General features: G+C 53.6%; 20 protein-coding genes. 17 read left to right on the plus strand and 3 right to left on the minus strand.

All coding sequences use genetic code 11. The features are described from left to right. Positions 1-4: 4 nt before the first annotated feature. From K0T92_RS07155 to K0T92_RS07175, 5 genes are all read left to right on the plus strand, one after another. Entirely contained in the window at positions 5-337 is a 333-nt protein-coding gene (locus K0T92_RS07155) for an alpha-helical endospore appendage domain-containing protein (protein ID WP_219871752.1), read from the plus strand. Beyond that, entirely contained in the window at positions 334-657 is a 324-nt protein-coding gene (locus K0T92_RS07160; protein ID WP_219871753.1) for a hypothetical protein, read from the plus strand. The genes K0T92_RS07155 and K0T92_RS07160 overlap by 4 nt, the downstream gene beginning before the upstream one ends. Continuing rightward, positions 654-989: a hypothetical protein gene (locus K0T92_RS07165; RefSeq protein WP_219871914.1), complete on the plus strand. Its 336-nt coding sequence runs from the start codon at positions 654-656 to the stop codon at positions 987-989. The genes K0T92_RS07160 and K0T92_RS07165 overlap by 4 nt, the downstream gene beginning before the upstream one ends. A gap of 364 nt (positions 990-1,353) precedes the next feature. Continuing rightward, positions 1,354-1,833 (plus strand): GNAT family N-acetyltransferase, encoded by a 480-nt coding sequence (locus K0T92_RS07170; RefSeq protein WP_219871754.1) that lies wholly within the window; start codon positions 1,354-1,356, stop codon positions 1,831-1,833. Positions 1,834-1,860: 27 nt separating this feature from the next. Then, the gene (locus K0T92_RS07175) at positions 1,861-2,730 is read left to right on the plus strand and encodes a metal-dependent hydrolase (protein ID WP_219871755.1); all 870 of its coding nucleotides are present in this window, start codon (positions 1,861-1,863) and stop codon (positions 2,728-2,730) included. 143 nt (positions 2,731-2,873) lie between these two features. On the opposite strand, the gene K0T92_RS07180 is transcribed toward K0T92_RS07175, so the two are convergent. Beyond that, positions 2,874-3,416, minus strand: a complete 543-nt coding sequence (locus K0T92_RS07180; RefSeq protein WP_219871756.1) for a GrpB family protein — start codon at positions 3,414-3,416, stop codon at positions 2,874-2,876. 132 nt (positions 3,417-3,548) lie between these two features. On the opposite strand from K0T92_RS07180, the gene K0T92_RS07185 reads away from it, so the two are divergent. From K0T92_RS07185 to K0T92_RS07230, 10 genes are all read left to right on the plus strand, one after another. Next, positions 3,549-4,187 carry a histidine phosphatase family protein gene (locus K0T92_RS07185; protein WP_246627947.1) on the plus strand — a complete coding sequence of 213 codons (639 nt, stop codon included), beginning with the start codon at positions 3,549-3,551 and terminating at the stop codon, positions 4,185-4,187. Between the two features lie 582 nt (positions 4,188-4,769). Further along, positions 4,770-7,094, plus strand: coding sequence for a lamin tail domain-containing protein (locus tag K0T92_RS25595; protein WP_425517635.1), 2,325 nt, complete (start codon positions 4,770-4,772; stop codon positions 7,092-7,094). Positions 7,095-7,314: 220 nt separating this feature from the next. Beyond that, a complete protein-coding gene (locus K0T92_RS07195; RefSeq protein ID WP_219871758.1) occupies positions 7,315-8,412 on the plus strand; it encodes a CgeB family protein in 1,098 nt (365 codons plus the stop codon). 43 nt (positions 8,413-8,455) lie between these two features. Beyond that, positions 8,456-9,652 carry a CgeB family protein gene (locus K0T92_RS07200; protein WP_246627948.1) on the plus strand — a complete coding sequence of 399 codons (1,197 nt, stop codon included), beginning with the start codon at positions 8,456-8,458 and terminating at the stop codon, positions 9,650-9,652. Between the two features lie 206 nt (positions 9,653-9,858). Next, positions 9,859-11,385, plus strand: coding sequence for a glycosyltransferase family 4 protein (locus K0T92_RS07205; RefSeq protein WP_219871759.1), 1,527 nt, complete (start codon positions 9,859-9,861; stop codon positions 11,383-11,385). A 22-nt stretch (positions 11,386-11,407) separates the two neighbouring features. Continuing rightward, entirely contained in the window at positions 11,408-12,505 is a 1,098-nt protein-coding gene (gene wecB, locus K0T92_RS07210; protein ID WP_219871903.1) for a non-hydrolyzing UDP-N-acetylglucosamine 2-epimerase, read from the plus strand. Further along, positions 12,495-13,478 carry a polysaccharide biosynthesis protein gene (locus K0T92_RS07215; RefSeq protein ID WP_219871760.1) on the plus strand — a complete coding sequence of 328 codons (984 nt, stop codon included), beginning with the start codon at positions 12,495-12,497 and terminating at the stop codon, positions 13,476-13,478. Before wecB ends, K0T92_RS07215 begins: the two co-directional genes overlap by 11 nt. After that, positions 13,475-14,305, plus strand: coding sequence for a dTDP-4-dehydrorhamnose reductase family protein (locus K0T92_RS07220; RefSeq protein WP_219871761.1), 831 nt, complete (start codon positions 13,475-13,477; stop codon positions 14,303-14,305). The genes K0T92_RS07215 and K0T92_RS07220 overlap by 4 nt, the downstream gene beginning before the upstream one ends. Continuing rightward, positions 14,287-15,438 (plus strand): NAD-dependent epimerase/dehydratase family protein, encoded by a 1,152-nt coding sequence (locus tag K0T92_RS07225; RefSeq protein ID WP_219871762.1) that lies wholly within the window; start codon positions 14,287-14,289, stop codon positions 15,436-15,438. Before K0T92_RS07220 ends, K0T92_RS07225 begins: the two co-directional genes overlap by 19 nt. 3 nt (positions 15,439-15,441) lie before the next feature. Next, complete coding sequence (locus K0T92_RS07230; protein WP_219871763.1) at positions 15,442-16,191, plus strand: glycosyltransferase family 2 protein; 750 nt, start codon at positions 15,442-15,444, stop codon at positions 16,189-16,191. A gap of 794 nt (positions 16,192-16,985) precedes the next feature. On the opposite strand, the gene K0T92_RS07235 is transcribed toward K0T92_RS07230, so the two are convergent. Continuing rightward, entirely contained in the window at positions 16,986-17,702 is a 717-nt protein-coding gene (locus tag K0T92_RS07235; protein WP_219871764.1) for a glycosyltransferase, read from the minus strand. A gap of 196 nt (positions 17,703-17,898) precedes the next feature. Between K0T92_RS07235 and K0T92_RS07240 the strand changes: the two genes are divergently transcribed. After that, positions 17,899-18,840, plus strand: coding sequence for an NAD-dependent epimerase/dehydratase family protein (locus K0T92_RS07240; RefSeq protein ID WP_219871765.1), 942 nt, complete (start codon positions 17,899-17,901; stop codon positions 18,838-18,840). On the opposite strand, the gene K0T92_RS07245 is transcribed toward K0T92_RS07240, so the two are convergent. Continuing rightward, the gene (locus K0T92_RS07245; protein ID WP_219871766.1) at positions 18,800-19,894 is read right to left on the minus strand and encodes a glycosyltransferase family 4 protein; all 1,095 of its coding nucleotides are present in this window, start codon (positions 19,892-19,894) and stop codon (positions 18,800-18,802) included. The genes K0T92_RS07240 and K0T92_RS07245 overlap by 41 nt on opposite strands. 198 nt (positions 19,895-20,092) lie before the next feature. Here K0T92_RS07245 and K0T92_RS07250 point away from each other — a divergent pair, with 198 nt between their 5' ends. Next, a complete protein-coding gene (locus K0T92_RS07250) occupies positions 20,093-21,223 on the plus strand; it encodes a sn-glycerol-1-phosphate dehydrogenase (protein WP_219871767.1) in 1,131 nt (376 codons plus the stop codon). The last annotated feature ends 56 nt before the right edge of the window (positions 21,224-21,279 follow it).

Here is a 21,279-nt window from a genome sequence, read left to right on the forward strand (position 1 = left end):
GGCTATGAGTCGTGAAGCGGCATTTGCACGGATGCTGGATGCCTCCGCCAAGCTGCAGTGGAACGTGGCGATGATACTAGAGGCAAAGGCAGTCGAGGCGGAGAAAGTACGGAACTGGTTGTGCAATCACGTCACGAAGGATGCGTACCCTCAGCATAAAGAGTCCTTGAAGGAAACGTTAATTATACATGAGCAGGTCATCGAGGTTATTGACGGATTGACGAAGCTGAATCAAGGCATGACGAACGTCATGAAAGCGGCGCTGTACCAGGATGCGGATAATGGCGGTATGGGCGGCATGTTTAATGGTGGCATCGAAATGGGAGACAACGGGTGATGAGCCTTCTGCGCAAGGAGCAGGAATCGCGCATTGAGCTGATCCGCTCGATCGCCCGCAGCCAAGGGGCGATTGCCCGCATATTGGACAGCATCGCAGATATATCCGAGCATACGCCAGAGGTAAAGAAAAGTATACGTGAGAACATGCGATCACTTACCGCGATGCAGCTGACGATGGCAGAGACGGTGTCCGGCCTTCGGATGAGAAGGGTGCGGCAAGGAAGCCCCGCCCGTCCCTGGCTGCATCAAGGAGCGTATGCACCGCTGTGCAGCGGTGCAAGCCGCAGGCCGCAGACAACGGAAGGAGAATCACGGTGAAGAAGCACGTGCAGGCTCTTAACAGGAAGCGAGGCGCCGCATCCGCGGCACAGCGGAGCAAGCGGCAAGGTTATTCAACTGCTGGAACAAGCAAGGGCAAGGCTACTTCAACGCGCAGAAGCAAAATTACGGCCCGCAGGCGCCAGCGGACGGCGGCGAGTGCGAAACGGACGGCAGCGAATACGAAACGGGCCGCAGCGAGCACGCAACGGAAGGTCCACCCGAACGCCTATAATCAAGGCTTTGACCAGGCATACAATGAAGGCTATAATGCTGGCTTCGCCAAAGGCTTCGAGGATGGGCACCAGCTCGCATACGAAGCACAGCCATAGGCTGCTTGCCAGACTGCGAGCTTGCAGCTTGCTGCCGGCTAACCTCCTGCAGTCACATTTCACACTTGCTGCCACGCTGTCTGTATCAAACGAATGCGCATCTCTTGCGGAATGATCCGCCCGCAGCGATGCCCGAGTAACGACCACTACATTGCCTCATCGGCATCTGTAAGTGGTTTATTTCGGTTTACAGCTGGCCATGCCTCGCACTCCTTTGCTGTAACAAGGCATTTCCCGCTTATGGCAATTGCTGAAATGGATCAGTGCCTAATTGCTCTTCTTTTTTTCGCGCTGCAGGAGCAGGTATCAGGAGTTATTTTGTAGAATAAGGGAAATTGAAGGTTCAATTCTGGGAGGCGTACATGTGGAAATCGAAATTAAAGCTGTAGAAATCGCTGATTTGCCGGACATTCTTGCTCTGCAGAAGCTTGCTTATCAATCCGAAGCCGACCTCCACCCGGGTATAACAATCCCTCCTATGGTTCAAACAATTGAAGAGCTCCGTCAAGAATTTGAGAGCAGCACCATGCTTAAAGCCGTAATTGACGGTGTCATTGTCGGATCTGTGCGAGGATCTGCCATTCATTCAGGAACGACGTGGACAATCAATAAGCTGATCGTGCATCCCCAATATCAAAGGCTAGGAATCGGGAGCAAGCTAATGGCACGGATCGAGGAGCGGGGGAGCGAATATTCGCGCCTGGAACTGTTCACATCGCAAAAGAGCGAGCGAAATTTAACCATTTATCAAAAATTAGGCTATACGCCTTTTCAGGAAAAGCAGGTTCACCCCCAATTAACACTCGTCTATCTGGAGAAGCAGAACAGTCGGCATGGAACGTGATCTCAACAACTGACAACGGAGGCAGCAATGGATTCCATTACGCATACTTTATTCGGACTAACCTTGTACGGTGCAGTCAACAAAACAAACATGACAAAGGGAGAAAAGCGGGCGCTGCTCCTTACAACAGTCGCCGGCTCGCAAATTCCGGATATTGATGTCATATCGGCTTGGTGGGATTCCGCCGGACGCTATCAGATGTGGCACCGGGGTATAACGCATTCTATATTTCTGGTGCCGGTATGGGCCGGATTGCTTGCTATGGTCGCGCGGGCTGCATTCCGGGTGAAGGGATGGCTGTGGTTTCTTATCGCGATGCTGGCTGTCTTCATCCATGATACAAGCGACATTTTTAATGCTTGGGGAACAGGTTATTTGGAACCGGTAACAGCGGCAAGGCTCACCTTCGGCACGATACCGATTGTCGATCTTGTCTTCTGGGCTGTCATGGCGGCTGGATTCGCCTACGTCCGGTTCGGCCGCGGCCGCTGGCCTTCTTACCGGGTATATCGGCTGGTCTGGGTGCTGATGATTGCCCATGTCGGCATCCAGACGGTGCAAGGCATGACGATCCTGCAGCAGTCGAAGGACAAGTACGAGCAGGTAGCTTTAGCGGCGGATTTTGTGCCGGGCGTGTTTACGATTATCGGAAAGCAAGAGGGCATGGTCACGCTTAGCAAAGGCTCGTTGTGGACAGGGTTCGAAACGGTAGCTGAGCTGGAATCCAGGGAGGGAGCGGATCTGGACATGCTGTTCGCGAACAATGCCAAAGCCAAGACGCTCGTAGAATGGGCACCATTCGTCGTTATTGTGGATGACGGCGAGCGAATAGGCGTATACGATCCGCGCTTTTACCGCAATGGACAATCGTTTCTGGCTGAATATATGGACCGCTGAGGGTGTATGAACGATTAAAAGGAACAAGATGACGCCGCGCAGATATGAACAAGATATCGCTGGGCCGAGATGAACAAGATGCCGCTGCGCATGAGAATGTTCTTACGATCGCTGTTGTTCCCGGGATTCTTGAATTCAGCAGCTCATGTGGAATTCCTGCGGTTCTCCTCCTTATGGGACGCCCATTTCATTGCCTTCTTCACAATTCCGTTACAAAAGGCTTCTTTCCCATCTTGATATAGATGAACATTATCAGGTGATTGTTTGGCTAAGTGCAGCTTCAATTCTCCATATGCTTTAGCTTCTTCAGGATGATTTATCAGGTATTCTTTGAAGTTCAAATGATACTTGATATTGATATTTCCGGCTTCGTAGATATGTACGTGATGAGTTCTATTGTCTCCACCTTTTGAAAAATATCGTCGTCCAACAATTCCTTGTTCCCCTCGCGATTTATAGCCTATAAGAATCATTTGTTCGTTATACTCGTCTACCTTGATAATATCCTTGACGACAATTAGGATGTCAATAATTGGCTTTGCAAACCCAATCTGAGGAACGGAAGTGCTTCCAATATGATGGATTTCAAGTAACTCTTTCGAGAATATGGATTGTAATAAGACTTCTTCTTTACGGTATAAATCAAACCAGTTTTCCGTCCAAGGAGCAATTTCGGTTCTTCTCAAATGAACCCTCCGTTTTGACCAGTAATTGGAATTTAACGTAGTATTATTCGATGTGACTGCTCCAATTCCTCTATAATTGAATTAAGCATGCAGTATGGTTTAGCGAATACTACTACAATAGACTTGTCTATTTTGCACAACCCACACAGGAGGAGCCTGGATGAACACGACTATCTATATGGTAAGGCATGCCGAATCACCCTTTGTATTCGGGGAAGAGAGAACCAGGGGCTCTCGGCAGAAGGAGATGCGGCGGCCAAGCGGGTCGCGGAGTATTTCTCTGGCATCGACATTCACTATCTGGCATCTAGTCCCTATGCGAGAGCGAAGCAGACGATTCAATACTTGGCTGAAAGCAAGTTACTGCCTGTCGCTGAATATGAGGAGCTTGTCGAGCGTCCAATAAAGGGCTTGGACTACAAATCAACGTGGGATGTCATAGAAGAGGCTATTCGAAAATCCTTTATTGACCATGATTTTGCTCTGGAAGGCGGCGAGACTACATGGCAGGCGCAGCAACGAGCAATACCGGTCATCGAGAAGCTCTTGGAGGAGCAGCAGGGAAAAAATATTGTTATTGGCACGCACGGCAATATTATGACAATCATTATGAATTATTATGATGCGGAGTATGGGTATGCGTTCTGGAACCAGACTTCCAAGCCGGATATCTACAGTATGATGTTCAACCGGAATCGCCTGGAGCGAATAGAACGAATATGGGAACCGGACAGTCATGCGGAGGAAGCTTCAATCGCCGCTGATACATAGGCGCTGCTTCTGATCTTCCCTGCCCATATAACTTGCATATAAAGGGATGCCCGAAAAATCCAATATCCAATGAGTCAGTTCCAAATGATGTGAGAAGATGCCTTCAAACCACTATAAAGTGGGACTGGAAGCATCTTTTTCGTTTTGAAGGCAGAGTGACGGAGTAAGAAGCCTGCGAATGTGCATGAATTTTCGGTTACAAGACGCCATAATGGCAATATTCCTGCGATCAGGCATGAATTTGAGAAAAAATCAGCCGTTAAGGAGGATCTGAGGTGAAATACCTGCACTCTGGCAGGCATTTCACCTTCATGGGGCCGGTAACTAGCAAATAAATGCTGTTTCGCAGGTTTCGCCTGGCTCGCATCTCGAATCTCGCATCTCGAATCTCGCAATGGACAGCCGCTCTTTGCTTTTGCCGCTCATTTACAATCATTTCACCAAATCTTATCAATCGAATGCGGATGCGTATGCTAGACTGATATCGAAATCGAATTGGAAAATAGAGGAGGAGAAATGATGATTTTGAAGTATCGCAAGGGCCGTGTTGCAGGAGCCGTTCTGCTTAGTGCAGCAGTGCTGATGTCCGGCTTGTTCCATCCGCAGTATGCAGCAGCAGAAGGTCCGCTGGATCCGGCGCCGGTCATTCAACCTGTCGGCACGCCCAATGGGAAGAAGGTTCTGTTCGACAATACGCATGGACAGACGGCAGGTGCTGCGGACTGGGTGATCGACGGCGCTTTCTCCGATTATGGCAACGCGCTTGCGAACAATGGCTATTATGTGAAGGAGCTGCGCAAAACAACACCGGTTACGCTTGCGGATCTCCAGGATTACGATGTGGTCATCATTCCGGAAGCCAATATTCCGTATAAAACATCCGAGCAGTCGGCTATGCTGCAATATGTGCAAGGCGGCGGCAGCATCTTCTTCATCTCCGATCATTACAATGCTGACCGCAACAAGAACCGCTGGGATTCTTCAGAGGTGTTCAACGGATACCGCCGAGGAGCTTGGGCTAATCCGGCTCAAGGCATGGGCACTGAGGAAGCGGCTTCCGCCAGCATGCAGGGAGTGGGCAGCTCCGATTGGCTTGCCACCAACTTTGGCGTCAGATTCCGGTATAACGCGCTTGGCAATGTGAATGCGACGAATATTGTGGCATCCTCCCAAGCGTTCGGCATTACGAATGGCGTCTCTTCTGTGGCGATGCATGCAGGCTCGACACTGGCCATTACCGATCCGCTCAAAGCGAAGGGGATCGTCTATTTGCCAGCTACCAGCGCCAAATGGGGTCCAGCTGTCGATCAGGGCGTCTATGCCGGAGGCGGAGTTAATGAAGGGCCATACGTTGCAGTCTCCAAGGTAGGCGCAGGCAAAGCCGGTTTTATCGGAGACTCCTCTCCTGTAGAGGATGCGACACCTAAATATTTGAGAGAAGAAACGGGCGGAACGAAGACGACCTATGACGGCTTTCTGGAGCAGGATGATGCTGTATTGCTCGTAAATATGGTGAACTGGCTCGCGACAGAGGAGAGCTACACGAATTTGTCACAGGTTGCCGGTCTTACTCTGGATCAGCCTACGCCTCTATTGTCGATGGAAACGCCACAGACCTCGACTGAACCGCAGGCAGAGCCTTGGGCTGCTCCGGCTGCCGGATATAAATGGTGGGATTCTTCGACCTTCAAGGCCGGTTCTTACGGATACGGTTCATCCACTGGAGGACCCGGCGGGGGGACAGGCATTTTCTTATCGGAATATGTAGAGGGCAGCGGGAACAACAAAGCGCTTGAAATTTATAATGGAACAGGCGCTTCTGTCAATCTGAGCGGCTATACGATCACACAATCGAACACGAGCTCAATCATCAGCTTGAGCGGAACTTTAAGCAGCGGCGATGTCTACGTTGTCGCTCACCCGAGCGCCTCCTCCGGTATTACCTCCACGGCGGATATGACCAGCTCGGCTATTGCGTTCAATGGAGACGATGCAGTTGCTCTCAAGCATAACGGTACAACAATCGATGCCATAGGCACAGCGGGTGTTTCCTTTGGAACAAACAAGACAATGGTACGCAAAAGCACCGTTGCAGCAGGGAGCACCTCCTATAATTCGGCACAATGGGACAGCTACAGTGTCGATACGTTCACTTATTTGGGGACGCATACGGCAATTCCGGTTAATGGAGCTCCAGTCGTGTCCGCTCCCATTGCGGATTATGGGGTCGGCGCAGGCAGCGGCATCATATCGGTTCATGTATCCGGCACATTCAGTGATCCGGATGGCGACACGCTCTCCTGGACGGTGGCCTCAAGCAATACCAGTGTTGCCACAGCATCACTAAGCGGCCAAGTGATCAGCGTCAATCCGGTTGGGGCCGGAACGGCCACGATAACAGTGATTGCAAATGACGGCAAGGGCGGAACGGCTAGCGATACGTTTACAGTTACGGTGACAAGCGCATCGACGGTGACGCTGAGTGAAACTTTCGAGAGCGGCAGCAAGGGCGCATACTCGGCAGGCAATGTGACGTTATCGTCAGGCTCCTGGAACTTCGACAATGCGTTAATCGGGAATCTGTCCACGGACAAGAGAAATGGCGCTCAATCCGCCCGTATCAAGGCAGCTGGCTCGATCAACATGAATTTTAATGTGAACGGTGCCGCAAGCGTAAAAGTAAAGCATGCCAATTTCGGAACAGATACCGGAGCCTCATGGAAGCTGCAGAAGTCACTTAACAACGGCTCAACCTGGAGCGATGTATCGGGCAATCAAGTCAGCTCGGCGGTATTGAGCGAGCAGACGATCAGTGTGAATGAAAGCGGCGCGGTACGATTCCGTATTGCTGTCTCAGGAACTGCGGGCAGCCGTATGAATATCGACGATATCCAAATCATTCCGTAAGTTCGGCTTGTTGAAGGGTCTCGCATATGCGGGGCCCTTTTTTTGCTTCCCCGGCTCTAGTGGACAACAGGCCAACCGCCGACATCCGGCGATTGCCGGGCATTAGCCTTGCGGGGCAAGCGCACATTTTGCTCCCGGCGACGGACAAGTGACCAAGAGCCTTGCGTGTCAGCCGCATATATATGGTGACAGAACGCAGAACAAGGCGGGAGTGTGCGCGATGCAGGTACAATCCAAGAGACAACTGGGCGACATAGCGACGGAGAACGGGCATAGAGCGGGGTATGAGCATGGTCTGAGAGATGGAGCTTGTGAAGCCATTGTGCGCCACATCGTACCTGCTGCACCAACGGTTAGCAATGTGCGCGTGCTGTATGTACCGCAAGGATTCGAGGCTATCGATCAAGGCATTATTGAGGCGTTGAGATTATCTGTGCGGGAGCTGCATATCACAGATGCGAAGAATATGGCGGAGCAGGCAGCACTGATACGTCCGGACTGCATGCTGGTGTTGAATGGTCTGCATGTGTTCCCAAGCAACCATCTGGAACAGGTGAATGCGGTTCGGGCACTCGGGATCCGTACCATTATCTGGTTCGCGGACGATCCTTATGTGACAGGAGATACGATTTCTATTGCACCGCATTACGATGTTGTGCTGACGCATGAGCTGAGTACGATCAAGCTGTACCGCGAGCTGGGCTGCCCCAGTGTGCATTATATGCCGCTTGCCGTTCATTCGGGCTGGTTCGCGCCAAGGCGCGTCGAAGCGAAGTACCGGAGCGATGTCTGCTTTATCGGGCAGGCGTTCTGGAACCGGGTGGAGATCTTCGATGAGCTCGCTGCTTATTTGCAAGGACGGCAGGTGTTCATTGCGGGAGGCTTATGGGATCGAATGAAAAACTACAAGGTGCTGAAATCGGTTATCCGGCTCGGCTGGCTGCCTGTAGAGGAATCCATTAATTACTATAATGGGGCAAGGATCGTCATTAATTTGCATCGTACAACGACTGCGGGCAGTGACAATAAGAACGCGCTGGATTTGCCCGGACGCTCCATTAATCCCCGTACCTACGAAATATCCGCTTGCGGGACCCTGCAGCTGACGGATCCTCGCGAGGACTTGCCTTTCTATTACAAGGCGGGCAGCGAGCTGGATACGTTCACGACAGCGACTGAGCTGCGCGACAAGATCGACTATTACTTATCCCATGAGGAGGAGCGCCGGTTGATTGCGCTTCGAGGCCTGCGGAGAACGCTCAGGGATCATACATTTGCGTCGCGAGTGAGGCAGCTTGCCGCTACGCTTGGATGGTAAGAAGGCAGCCGCGCGCAGAGGTACAGGAAAGGAAGTGATGCAGTTGGCAGCTTCTTCGCGCATTCGACGCAGTAGATTGCGGCTGGCAAGAACGACTCGGCGCAAAGTCTCCAGGCATGGAGCGAGGAAACGCGACTCCGGAGCTCAGGAGCGCCGGAAGATTCAATATGAGGAAGGACGCACGCACGGCTTTCCGCTGGGGTGGGAGCACGGTTACTGGTACGGGAAGTGCGAGACGGTTCTCAGGCTGACCGAGCAGCCGATCGGAATCAGGCCCATTCATGTGCTGTTCGTTGCGACAGGCAAAGGGTTTCCTTACTCGCCGCTTGATGAAGCTATTGCGGCAACGCTGCGCGGGCTTGTGGGCAGATTGACGGTGACGGATTCCACGCAGCCGGTAGCGGAAATAGCGGCCCGAATCAGGCCGGATATTGCAATTGTGCTGGATGGGCTGCATTTCGACATTGCCCATGTCGATGAGATGAGACGGCTCGGCATACGTACTGCGATCTGGTTCACGGATGATCCTTATTACACGGATATTACGGCATCCCTGGCGACGCATTATGACGAGGTGTTCACGCTGGAGCTGACCTGTATTGATTTCTATCAGCGGCTTGGCTGCAGCCGGGTGCACTATTTGCCGATGGCGGCATATCCGATTGAATTCAGGCCGCGCAATGCTGCCAGGAGCAAGCGGCATGACATATGTTTTATCGGCTCGGCGTATTGGCGGCGGGTTGCTTTCTTCAATGAGGTGACGGGCTATCTGGCTTCCAAGGATACGCATATATCCGGCATTTGGTGGGAGAGGCTGAAGGATTTTCCCATCCTTGCGGACAAAATCGCCCTGGGACGTTGGCTCGGTCCAAGAGAAACCGCAGAGATGTACAATGGCTCCAAAATCGTCATTAATATGCATCGCGCGCATGATGACGAGACATTCAATAATAACAGCGCAGGCATTGCTGCTGTATCCCCCAACCCGCGCACCTTCGAAATCTCTGGCTGTGCAACGCTGCAGCTCACGGACGCCAGAGATGATCTGGTCAACTTCTATACGCCGGATGTGGAGATCGTTACGTATTCCTCACCGCAGGAGATGGTGGAGAAGATCGAGTATTATTTGACGCATGAGGAACAGCGGCAGGCGATCGCGATGCGCGGCATGTACCGCACGATGCGGGATCATACGTATGCGCGCAGATTGGACACGATGCTGTCCATCCTGTTTCCTTGATGCTGGCCCTTGCGGCTGAAGGGAAGACGCCAGCGGCTGGCTGAGACGATAAAGGACGCCAGCGGAGGCGAGATTTGTGCGCTTGTAAAGGGTTCAAATGTCGTGCCGATTGAAACGCCCTTCAAATATATTGTATGACAAAGAAATATGACGTTATGAAGGAGGTGAATGCGTACCCGTTCGAGAGAAGGGGTATGGCATGCCGATTGAAGCGATCAAAGCCCAGGATGCTCGTCTTCTCCCATATTTGCAGCCCCCAGTATGTGACCGGAGCAGAGAAGCTGCTGCTGTTCATGATACGCGAGCTGCTGCCTGCCTTTTCCTGCACAGTAGTTGTCCCTAATGAAGGGGTTGTTGCTGAGCAGGCAAGAGGGCTTGGAATCCCCGTCATTATTCAAGAAATTCCACTGGTCGTATCCGTTTATCTCGCACTCCCCCACATGATGAATGAGCTGGAAGAGAAGAAGAGGGACAAATCATGGCGCGAGCTGTTCCTGCTCCTTCACAGGCAGAGGCCCGATATTGTTCTTGTGAATACATGCGTTCACCCGCTTCCCGCTATCGCAGCCCGCACACTGGACATTCCCGTCGTGTGGGCGATTATGGAGACCTTGCGGGAAACGCCCCATACAGGAGAGGCCGCCGCGCTGATCGAGCAGCATGCGGACTATGTTGTCGGCATCTCGGAATCAACCGCAGCTCCATTGCGGACCCCGGGCCTGCTGCCCAAAACGACGATTATTCATCCTTCCTGGGAACATTCCGCACTGCTGCAGGAGACATGGCCCATGAATCGGATCAATCGGCGGAAGCAGCTTGGAATATCGGACGGGCACAAGCTTATCGGCTATATTTCGTCTTCCATATTTGAGGCCAAGGGGCTTGAGCATTTCATGCAAATGGCGGTCGAGGTGGCCGAAAGATTCCCGGGGGCCATATTTCTGATCGTTGGCAACCCGGTGGACAACGGCTATTTCGAACGATGTCTGGATCATGCACGGAGCCGCAATCTGATGGAACGCTTCCGGTGGATTCGTTTCGAGGAGCAGATTGAGACGATCTATCCGGCCATGGATATCGTTGTGGTGCCTAGCCTGACGTCCGAAGGGTTCGGAATGACGGCTTTAGAGGGAATGGTGTTCGGCAAGCCGATTGTCGTCTACGGCTCGGGCGGACTTGCAGAGATAGCCGGAGCGACAGGAAATGAGGAGTATGCTGCACCCACTGGCGATGTGGAGGGGTTATTCAGCCGGGTATGCAAGCTGCTTGGGGATGAGCGGAACCTGCTAGCAGTTGGCGAGCGCAATGCGGCGACGGCGACCCAGGTGTTCGGCGTTGCGGCATACCGCGAGAAGCTCAGAAATTTCGTTGCCGGCTTAGCGCTTCACGGTTATGCGCCGCCGCGGCTTGTAAGAGGAACGGGGCCTACTGTGTATCTGTTTCAGGAAGGGATGCTGCGTCCGTTCGGAACAGAGAAGGCATTCCTGGATGCCGGCCACAGGTTCGAGGAAGTAAGGGGCGTGCCGGATGAATGGATTGCTGCACTGCCTCAAGGAGTCCCTATCGGAGGAGCGGCGGCCTTGCAACGAAGGAAACCGGGCAAGCGGATCCGAAGAGGAAAGGCCGGGCGCCATGGCAGGGGAGCGGGCTGGCAGCGCCGGACGACAGGTCGGAGGGAACGTCTCAGAAGCGGTACTACACGCCGCGCAAGGCGACGAGGAGCGCGAGCATAACGGGGAAGGAGAGATCATCATCATGCGCGTCGTAACGATTCTTGGTACACGTCCTGAGATCATCAGGCTAAGCCTGATGATCAAGAAGCTGGATGCACTTGCCGAGAGCCATGTGCTCGTGCATACGGGGCAGAACTTCTCCCCATCGCTCAGCGATATATTCTTCCAGGAGCTGCGCTTGCGACAGCCCGATTATATGCTGGGCGAAGGCAAGCATACGCTCGGCGGCCAGCTGTCAGTCATGTTCGCGGAGACCGAGCGGATTCTTGAGGCGCATCGGCCGGATGTTGTCCTGCTGCTCGGCGATACGAACAGCGCTCTATGCGCTATTGTTGCTGAACGGATGGGCATTCCGGTTGTTCATATGGAAGCTGGCAATCGTTGCTATGATTTGTCGGTGCCGGAGGAGAAGAATCGCCGTGTTATCGATGCGATATCGACGATCAACATGCCCTACACCTCCTACAGCAAGGGTAATCTGCTGCGGGAAGGCTTTCCCAGCAATCGGATTGTGCAGACAGGCAATCCCATTCATGAGGTCATCCAGCATTATATGCCGGACATTGAAGCCAGCGGTGTTCTGAACAGGCTCGGACTGGAAGCCGGCAACTATATGCTGGTTACGGCTCATCGCGCCGAGAATGTTGACCGGCCGGAGCGTCTGGCGAGCATTCTCGAAGGGCTGAACCGGGTGGCCGGACGGTTCGGCCAGCGGATCATATGCAGCATTCATCCCCGGACGAGGTCACGTATCGAGGCCGGTCATATCGATGCAAGCATCGATGAAAGAGTGGAGCTTCATGAGCCGCTGGGCTTCTTCGACTTTGTACAGCTGGAGAGGCACGCATCCTGTGCGATTACCGATAGCGGAACCGTTCAGGAGGAATGCTGTCTGTTCGGCGTGCCAACGGTTACAATCCGCGAATCGACAGAGCGGCCGGAGACGGTGGATTGCGGCAGCAATGTCGTATGCGGCCTGAAGGCGCAGCGAATTGAGGAGGCTGTCGCCGTCATGACCGGATTGCCGCACAGGTGGCAGTGTCCGGAAGGCTATTTGGCACAGGATGTGTCGGATAAGGTGGTCAAATATGTGCTTGGAGGGAAATGGGATGTTTACTAATCAGCGCATCCTGGTGACCGGCGGGACGGGATCCTGGGGTTATGAACTGATCCGTCAGCTGCTGCCGCAAAAGCCAGAGCAAATTATTGTGTTCTCCCGCAATGAATCCAGTCAAGTCGCGATGAGCCGTACGTTCGAGCATCCGGCGCTTACCTTCTGTATAGGCGATATCCGTGATAAGGAGGCGCTTGTCAGAGCCTGCGAGGGTGTCGATTACGTGTTCCATCTGGCGGCATTAAAGCATGTGCCTGTATGCGAGGATCAGCCCTATGAAGCGTTGAAGACGAATGTTATCGGCACGCAAAATGTCATTGAGGCGGCAATAGCGAACCATGTGAAGCGCGTCATTTATATTTCTACGGACAAGGCGGCTAACCCGTCGAATTTCTACGGCATGACCAAAGCAATCGGCGAGAAGCTGATCGTATACGCGAATCTGCTGCGCTCGGAAACCAAGTTCGTCTGCGTCAGAGGGGGCAACGTGCTGGGGACGAATGGGAGCGTCGTCCATCTGTTTATGAACCAAATACGGGAGAAGCGCCAGGTACGGATAACAGACATGGAGATGACGCGCTTCTTCCTGACGCTGCAGGACGCTATTACGCTGCTGTTCAAAGCATCGGAGGAGAGCATCGGCGGCGAAATATTCGTTATGACGATGCCGACCTGCAGAATCGCGGAGCTGGCCGAGGTGCTGATGGAGGCGCTGGGCATCGAAGCGGACATGATTGAGACAGGGGTGCGTCCGGGCGAGAAGCTGCATGAAATATTGCTGACCGATTTCGAGAGCGCAAGCACCGTAGTATATGATGACGCCTACTTGGTCATTCTTCCGACGATTGATATCAATGGTCTGCGTGAACGATACAGCAAGCATGAGCATGTCAACTTCGACAGCTTCTGCTCCAGCCAGTCGCTGATGAGCAAGGATGAAATCCGGTCGATGCTCGTGCGCGGGGGGTTCCTCTCATGAAATTGTTAGTAGTCGGGGGGCGCGGAATGGCGGGGCATTTGCTCGTCCGCTATTTCCGCGCGGAGCCGGGCTGTGAGGTTGTTTATACGACAAGAGATGAAACTGACCTCGAAGGGCGTCAGCTTGATGTAAGGGACAGCGAGGCTGTCGCTGCGCTTGTCGAGGAGGTGCGTCCGGATATTATTATTAATGCGGTCGGGGTGCTTAATGAGGATGCTGAGCGCCACCCGCTGCTGGCGTACCAAGTGAACGGGCTGCTGCCGCATTGGCTGCGCCATCTGGCCGATTACTGGGGTTCCAGACTCATCCATATCAGCTCGGACTGTGTGTTTGACGGCAGTAAGGGTGGTTACAGTGAGGACGCTATTCCGGATGGGCTGACTGTCTATGCAAGGACAAAAGCATTGGGAGAGGTGAGAGACCCTCGCCATCTGACGATTCGCACCTCCATCATCGGACCGGAGATCCGGTCGAACGGAATCGGGCTGCTGCAATGGTTTCTGCGCCAGGAGGGGGAGGTAAGCGGCTACTCACGCGTTATGTGGAATGGAGTTACGACTCTGGAGCTGGCCAAGGCTATCGCATACGCGATCGCTCGGCCGGATATTGGCGGCCTTGTCCATCTAACTGCAGCCGAAACAGTCAGCAAGCTGGAGCTGCTGCGCTTGTTCCGCAACTGCTTCGCTCGTCCATACGTCTCGATCATGCCCTGTGAGCGGATCGCTATTGACCGGTCGCTGCAGTGCATGCGTGAGGATTGGCGTTATGAATCTCCCCGCTATAACGTTATGCTCGAAGAGCTGGCGCAATGGATGAAGGACAATTGAGCCGTCCGCGCCTATTGGTTACAGGCGCAGGCGGCTTTTGCGGCGAGCATGCCTGCCGTTATTTTACTTCAGCGGGCTGGGATGTGACAGCGGTGGTACGCAGGATGCCTGTTGATGATCAAGCCGAGGAATTTCTGGGACAGGCGGCGGCTGTGGAGATCTGTGATCTGGCATCCGCCAGCGGAACGATGGAGATGGTCCGGCGTGCTCAGCCGGACTATGTGCTGCATCTGGCCGGAGTGAACGCTGTTGCTCTCTCCTGGTCCAGCCCTGCTGCTGTTATGGAGAGCAACGTAATGGGGACGGTGCATCTGCTGGAGGCAATACGGGGGCTCGGGAATCGGAAGTGCTGCCGCATTGTCGTTGCAGGGTCTATGCTGAGATGCAAGCTGGATGAAGGTGGGCAGGGAATGGCCCCTCCTCATCCATACAGCTTGAGCAAGGCGATGCAGGTATTGACTGCGCAGAGCTGGGCTTCGCTCTACGGAATGGACGTCATAGTTGCGGAGCCGTCCAATCTGATTGGGCCCGGCCGCTCTAATGGGCTATGTGCCCTGATTGCCAGGTATGCAGCGGAACTGGAGCGCAACGGTAGCGGGGAGTGCAGAGCAACGAATTGCTGCGGTGATGATGCTGCGGGACGCGGCGGTGACGATGATGCGGAACACAGCGGTGGTGATGATGCGGAACGCGGCGGTGTCGATGATGCGGAATGCGGCGGTGTCGATGATGCGGAATGCAGCGGTGGCGGGGATGTGTCCAGCGTTGATCACTCGGCTGATGGGGGAGCGCCGCCGCCATTTCGCTTGTCCTCCCGTACAGAAATGCGTGATCTGCTGGATGTTCGCGATGCCATTAGAGCCTATGAGCTGCTGCTGCTGAGCGGTGAGCGCGGGATGGTCTATCCGGTAGCATCCGGTACGATGCGGTCGTTGGGCGAGCTGGCAGATACTTTCGACCGATTGGCAAGCTGCTCGTTGCAATGGTGTGTAGGCGAATCGCAGGAGCTCTCGCCCCAGCCGCTTGATATTGCGGCGGTTCGCGCGCTCGGCTGGTCGCCGCGTTTCTCGTTGGAGCAGTCGGTGCTTGATACATTGGAATCGGCGAGGCGAGTTCTGAAGGAGGGAATGTGAAGGATGGCTGCAAAACGACCGAAAGTCACGATCGTCATCCCTTTTTACAATGACCCGTATGTAACGGAAGCGGTCGAGAGTGCGCTGGCTCAGACCTACAGAAATTTGGAGATCATTGTCGTGGATGACGGATCAACGATCCATGCCGATAAGCTCAGACAGTATGAGGGGCGTGTCCATTATTTGGGAAAGGCGAACGGGGGAACGGCCAGCGCGTTGAATCATGGTTTTCGCCTTGCGAGCGGTGATTATATCGCTTGGCTCAGCTCCGACGACCGTTTCTATCCGGAGAAGATCGAACGGCAGTTGGAGGAGATGGAGCGGTGCGGAGCCTGGATCAGCCATACGGGCTTTGATCAGATTGACGGCGGTGGCAGGATGACAGCTCTGGCGATTATGCCGCCTAATAATGACAAGGGACAATTTTACCGCGCGTTGGCACACAGCAATCCGGTCAACGGATGCACCGTAATGATGAACAAATCGCTTTATCGCCACATCGGGCAATTCGATGAAACGCTCCCCTTTACACATGATCTGGATTATTGGTTCAGAGTGCTGCTTGCCGGAATTCCTTTTCTGCTAGTGGAGAAAATATTGAGCGCCTATCGTGTGCATGATGGAATGGGTACGCTGCGTCACAGCGAGGTGATCGAGCGGGAGTCGAAGCAGACCTTCGCCAAGTATGCGAAACGATGGCAGCTGTATACGGCGAAACTAGGTTTTCTTCAGCCTGTACAAGGCGGCTCTTGATAAGCAGGTGGCAGGAGTAACTGCTGTGTCGAGCCATTTCCATAAGCGTGCGCATTTGTGTGGCCAATGGGGCAAACCGCCCCCGACAGCTATAGTGGTTGCTGTCGGGAGGCGGTTTGTGGTTGGTTTGAGGGAATATATGGTAATGTGCGGATCAGTCTGATGAATGAGAGAAAGAGAGAATGAGGGATTAGTAGTAGAAGGGGCCAGATTTTGAGATTCCTCCTGCCTGGGGAGCGATTCTGCGACCGTCGAGCCTTTCTGCGAACCTTCTGGCGTTTTGCAAGTATTCCGGCGTCCTGTGCACATTCCTGTGTTCTGTGAAGTTTCTTTTGTCCTGCGCAAGTTTCTGTGCCCTGCGTACATTCCTGCATCCTGCGCAAATTCCTGCAAAGGTGCATGCTTTTTACTCGTTTTGGCCTGTTGAAGATGAAATGCCTGCCAGAGCGCAGGAATTTCTCGATATTTCTCCTCAATTGTCTAATTCCGCCTACTATTCCAGCATTATTGCAGGTATTTAACTAACTATGGCTATTTTAACGGGAAAGCCTGCACTTCCGCAGGCTTCCTCTACATCGGCCTGCCCAGATGCCGCCGGATGCGGTAAAGATCGCTGGATGCGAGAGAGTCCGCCAATGCGGCAAAGCTTGCCGGACGTTCCAAGCTTAATTTTGCTTGGCTATTGTGCTTGTATCGTCTGGAAAATTCGTCTGGGAGAATTACTTGCGTGATGTGAAGAGTAGTTTGCTCGTTGTTAGTGGTTTGCTTGTTAAGTTTGCATGAATGGTCTGTTGTCAGTCGGGCAGCTGAGCCAGGAGGAAATCGATTCTGGACGCGTACAAGCTGTTGATCGTGTTCGCTTCCAGCAGCACGGAGTCAAAATGCCTCACCGTACCCATCTGTGGATGGCGGCGATAGACTGTTAGAGGCTCGTTAATGAAATGAAAATCAACACGTGCCAGAATGATGCGTATCCACAGCTCGTAATCATGCGTGTACGGCAGCGACACGTTGAACCAGCCGATAGAGCGGAGCAAATCCTTGGTCATCATAATGGTGCAGCCGTTCACCGGGCATCCCTGCTTCAAGGCATTGATAAAGGCTTTGGCTGTTGGAAATTTGGCGGATACGGCACGATCTGTAATCGTCCCATGCTCGTTCATAAGATCGAAATCGGTATGGCTGATCTGTGCGCCTGTTTGCTCCATATAAGCCACCTGCTTGGCGATTTTATCGGGGAGGAAGCGGTCGTCGGAGCTGAGCCAAGCGACATATTTGCCCGTAGCCAGCGCCATGCCGTAGTTCAAGGCACTGGCGGTGCCGCCGTTTGCTTTGCCAATATAGTGGATGCGGGATCGATATGGCGCAATGCGCTCCTGGTAAAGCGTAGATCCATCGTCAACGACGATGACCTCGATATTGGGATAGGTCTGATAGAGTGCGCTGACAATCGCTTGATCGATATAAGGATCATTATAAAAGGGAATAATAATCGACACTTTAGGTGTCATGTCCTTCACCTCGAATTGTTCAGTTCTACTTCTACTATATGGAGATCGGGCATTTGCAGACACGACAGATGAACGCCATCATTCGTCCATTTTCGGCATTATGCGCGACTTTCTGTGATGTGTCCATATTTTTGATGCGCTGATTTCATAGAATAGAGCATTAGAAATATCAATTGGACGAGGGGAGGAAGGCGATGTGAGGGCAGTCGTGACAGGTGGTGCGGGTTTTATCGGATCTCGGCTGGCTGCCTCGCTGCTCTCGGCCGGGTACGAGGTTGTTGTTGTGGACGATTTGTCTTCCGGGAGCATAAGCAACATTCCTTCTGGAGCACGCTTTCTTTCCCTCAATGTTAACGATGGGGAACTGCCGGCGCTTCTTGCGGACATGCGTCCCCATCTTGTCTATCATCTGGCGGAACAGGCCGATGTCAGCCGCTCCTTGTTTGATCCGAGCGCAGATATGACGACGAATGTCATTGGCACACTGCGGGTGTTGGAAGGCTGCAGACTGGCTTCAGCAAAAATCATTCTCGCATCGACGGCGGCTGTCTTCGGCAAGGCGGGGCAGCGCATCCTGGATGAAAATACACCGGAATCCCCCGTATCTTCTTACGGGCTTTCCAAACGTACCGCAGAGCGATATGCGACTTGGTACTGGCGTATGCATGGCGTGCCTTATACGATTCTACGATTCGCAAATGTTTATGGGCCCGGTCAGAGGGCGAGGGGAGATGGCGGCGTTGTCGCTGTTTTTCTAGAGAGAATGGCCAGGGGATTGCCGCTCGTTATACATGGGAAAGGCAATCAAGTCCGCGATTTCGTACATGTCGATGATGTCGTTCGCGCATGTGTGAATGCGGCTAGCCGCGCAGCCTGCGAGACGATACACATAGGAACTGGAGAGGCTTGGTCCATTAATGCGGTTGCCGGGGAGCTTGCCAAGCTGCATGATGCTCCACTAGATATTCGCCACGGGGACGCGCGCCCGGCGGACGTCGCCCGCAGTGTGTTCATGCCGGACAAGGCCGCGCGAATGCTGGGGTGGATTCCTTCCATCCGGTTTGTCGATGGCCTTCGCTCGACCTATCAGTCTGTCTTCAACCGCTCTGATAAGGACGAAGACCAAGCTCAACCATAACATTAACGATATCAGCCGCGTACCGGCGCGGGGAGAACAACGCGTGAATATGCTCCTTCGCCTGCTGGCGGATGGAATCGGTGAAGGGGCGGTTGTTTATGAGCTGCAGCGCTTCGGCAACAGCCTCGGATATTGTCCGCGTTACGAAAAACTTGCCTGTCCGGTTATGCTCGATGAAGCTGCGTACACCGTCTGAATCGGTAGAGAGCACCGGACAGTCGCAGCTCATTGCCTCCGCAACGGCGTAGCCGAAGCCTTCGAGGTGAGAGGTAGATAGCAGCAAGCCTGAAGAGTCCCCGACTGCCGACAAGTAGTGGGGCATATGATCATGGGGAACGTTGGAGCGCAGCGTCAACCGCGGCAGCAGGTTCAGCTCATGTATGAGACGGCTGAATTTCTCCCGTTCGCCCGGCTCTGATATGTTGGCATCCTCAAACATCCACAACTGGACATCGGGCAGATGCCGTGCTACCTGTTCACCGATCCGCAAGAAAAGCTGCCAGTCCTTATTCTGTTCAAGCCTTCCAATCCAGGCAAGAATAGGGCTGCCAGAAGGATTCAGCCAACGTGCATTCTGGTAGACGAAACGATCTGTATCTATCATATTCTGGACAAAGAAGCGGGGAAAGCCGGGCAAATACGTGCGGAACAGCTCTATCATATGAGAGACAGGGGGGCTGATGACCGCCTGAGCATACAGCTTGATGAACAGGGAGGCGAATTCAATCGTGCTTCTAGCCTGCTCGTGACCGCCGAGGCCTTGAGATTCATAGATCAGCGGGCCGTTGTACCCTAGTCCGCGAATGCGCTGAAGCATGAGATGGTCGCATGTCACGATAACGGCATCATAACGGTGGCTTTGGATTATTGCTCGAATTTCATTGTCGTCATTCGTCACGAAGCAGGGAATATCGGTAATGTTCTGCCTGCCGGCACCATCCCACAGGTAGAGCAAATGACCTTCCATGCCAACCTGCCGCAGTGCTCTGCAGCGCAGCCGGTTCAAGGTTTCAATCCCCCCGCTGGGGACAAAATAGGTAAAGAGCAGCTTCATCGCGACCGTCCTTTCTATCAGAAGCGCTGTAATAGCAAGTTGGAAGTGCCGGCTTGTATCCGAAATTTCACTTGTTGCAGTATATGAAGGCAGACTGGCTTCGGCTCTGGGTACTTGTCCTTCCAGGGCAAAGATTCCATCCGTACAGTTATGGTACAATGACGGAAAATGAATTGTGGCAAGGAACAAGGAGGCAGCATGGATATACGCGAAATGTTAGCTGAAGTGAATGAAGCAGCCCGTTTGAAGCCAGAGGGAGTTACGCTTGCTCCGATCAAGATGGACGGTGTGCTGGAGGCCGGGGCCCTTGACAAAATTGCGCCTTATCTGCAGGAAAAGCAGTATCATTCGGTTATGCTGGTAGTGGACAGCAGCACATGGCAGGCGGCGGGCGAGCGCATTGCAGCGAGGTTATCCGGCGCCTCGGTTTCCTATGCGATTTGTACATTGCTGCCTGACAGCCAGGGAGATGTTATCGCAGATGAGCGGGCAGTCGTCCGGGTGCTGCTGGATATGCCGCGCCAAGCAGGGGCGGTGCTTGCGGTTGGTTCGGGTACGATTCACGATATCGTCCGGTTCGTCTGTTATCAGACTCATCGCGATTTCATATCCGTTCCGACCGCTGCATCGGTCGATGGATTTACTTCCGTCGGTGCGCCGCTTATTATAGACGGCTTCAAGCAAACGGTGCCGGCAGTTGCGCCGATTGCGGTGTTCGCCGATCTGGATGTGCTGGCGGCATCGCCTCAGAGCATGACAGCTGCGGGTTTTGCGGATATGCTGGGCAAATTCACCTCTCTTGCGGATTGGAGCTTTTCCCATGAAATGGCGGGTGAGCCGTTCTGCCCGATCGCCTACGAGCTGACGGAGCGTGCGCTCATGAGCTGTGTAGCCAATGTGGAAGAGATTGCAACAGGGTCGGCAAAAGGGTTAGCTGTACTGATGGAGGCGCTGCTTTTATCAGGCTGGTCCATGCTGCTGGTCGGTCACTCGCGTCCTGCTTCCGGAGGGGAGCATCATCTGTCTCATCATTGGGAGATGGCTTATATTCAAGAAGGGCGCCGCCAACTGCTGCACGGAGCAAAGGTAGGCGTGGCCTCCGTCATGCTGGCGAAGCTGTACCGCGAACGGCTGGGGGAGCAATATCCGCATATATTCGGCAAATTGCCGGACTGGAGGCAGCTGCGCGATTGGCTGGCTCGGGCGGGCGGCCCGGCCGAACCAGCCGCTATCGGCTTGTCTGAAAGTCTGATAGAGGAGGCGCTGCGAGAAGCGCATAAGCTGCGGGATCGTTATACGGGTTTGAAGCATTTGACAGTTAAGTGCTGACAAAGAGGCTAATCTGGAACCTTGGCGGTTCCGGATTAGCCTCTATTATTGCGGGG

It is taken from the genome of Paenibacillus oenotherae, assembly GCF_019443105.1.
Taxonomy (GTDB): Bacteria; Bacillota; Bacilli; order Paenibacillales; family Paenibacillaceae; genus Paenibacillus_Z; species Paenibacillus_Z oenotherae.

What these genes read in the sequence shown, in the direction of transcription:
- K0T92_RS07250 (WP_219871767.1), top strand. Translation starts at nt 20,093, where the DNA reads ATGGATATACGCGAAATGTTAGCTGAAGTGAATGAAGCAGCCCGTTTG.
- K0T92_RS07245 (WP_219871766.1), bottom strand. Translation starts at nt 19,894, where the DNA reads ATGAAGCTGCTCTTTACCTATTTTGTCCCCAGCGGGGGGATTGAAACC.
- K0T92_RS07220 (WP_219871761.1), top strand. Translation starts at nt 13,475, where the DNA reads ATGAAATTGTTAGTAGTCGGGGGGCGCGGAATGGCGGGGCATTTGCTC.
- K0T92_RS07230 (WP_219871763.1), top strand. Translation starts at nt 15,442, where the DNA reads ATGGCTGCAAAACGACCGAAAGTCACGATCGTCATCCCTTTTTACAAT.
- K0T92_RS07155 (WP_219871752.1), top strand. Translation starts at nt 5, where the DNA reads ATGAGTCGTGAAGCGGCATTTGCACGGATGCTGGATGCCTCCGCCAAG.
- K0T92_RS07195 (WP_219871758.1), top strand. Translation starts at nt 7,315, where the DNA reads ATGCAGGTACAATCCAAGAGACAACTGGGCGACATAGCGACGGAGAAC.
- K0T92_RS07225 (WP_219871762.1), top strand. Translation starts at nt 14,287, where the DNA reads ATGGATGAAGGACAATTGAGCCGTCCGCGCCTATTGGTTACAGGCGCA.
- K0T92_RS25595 (WP_425517635.1), top strand. Translation starts at nt 4,770, where the DNA reads ATGTCCGGCTTGTTCCATCCGCAGTATGCAGCAGCAGAAGGTCCGCTG.
- wecB (WP_219871903.1), top strand. Translation starts at nt 11,408, where the DNA reads ATGCGCGTCGTAACGATTCTTGGTACACGTCCTGAGATCATCAGGCTA.
- K0T92_RS07175 (WP_219871755.1), top strand. Translation starts at nt 1,861, where the DNA reads ATGGATTCCATTACGCATACTTTATTCGGACTAACCTTGTACGGTGCA.
- K0T92_RS07235 (WP_219871764.1), bottom strand. Translation starts at nt 17,702, where the DNA reads ATGACACCTAAAGTGTCGATTATTATTCCCTTTTATAATGATCCTTAT.
- K0T92_RS07215 (WP_219871760.1), top strand. Translation starts at nt 12,495, where the DNA reads ATGTTTACTAATCAGCGCATCCTGGTGACCGGCGGGACGGGATCCTGG.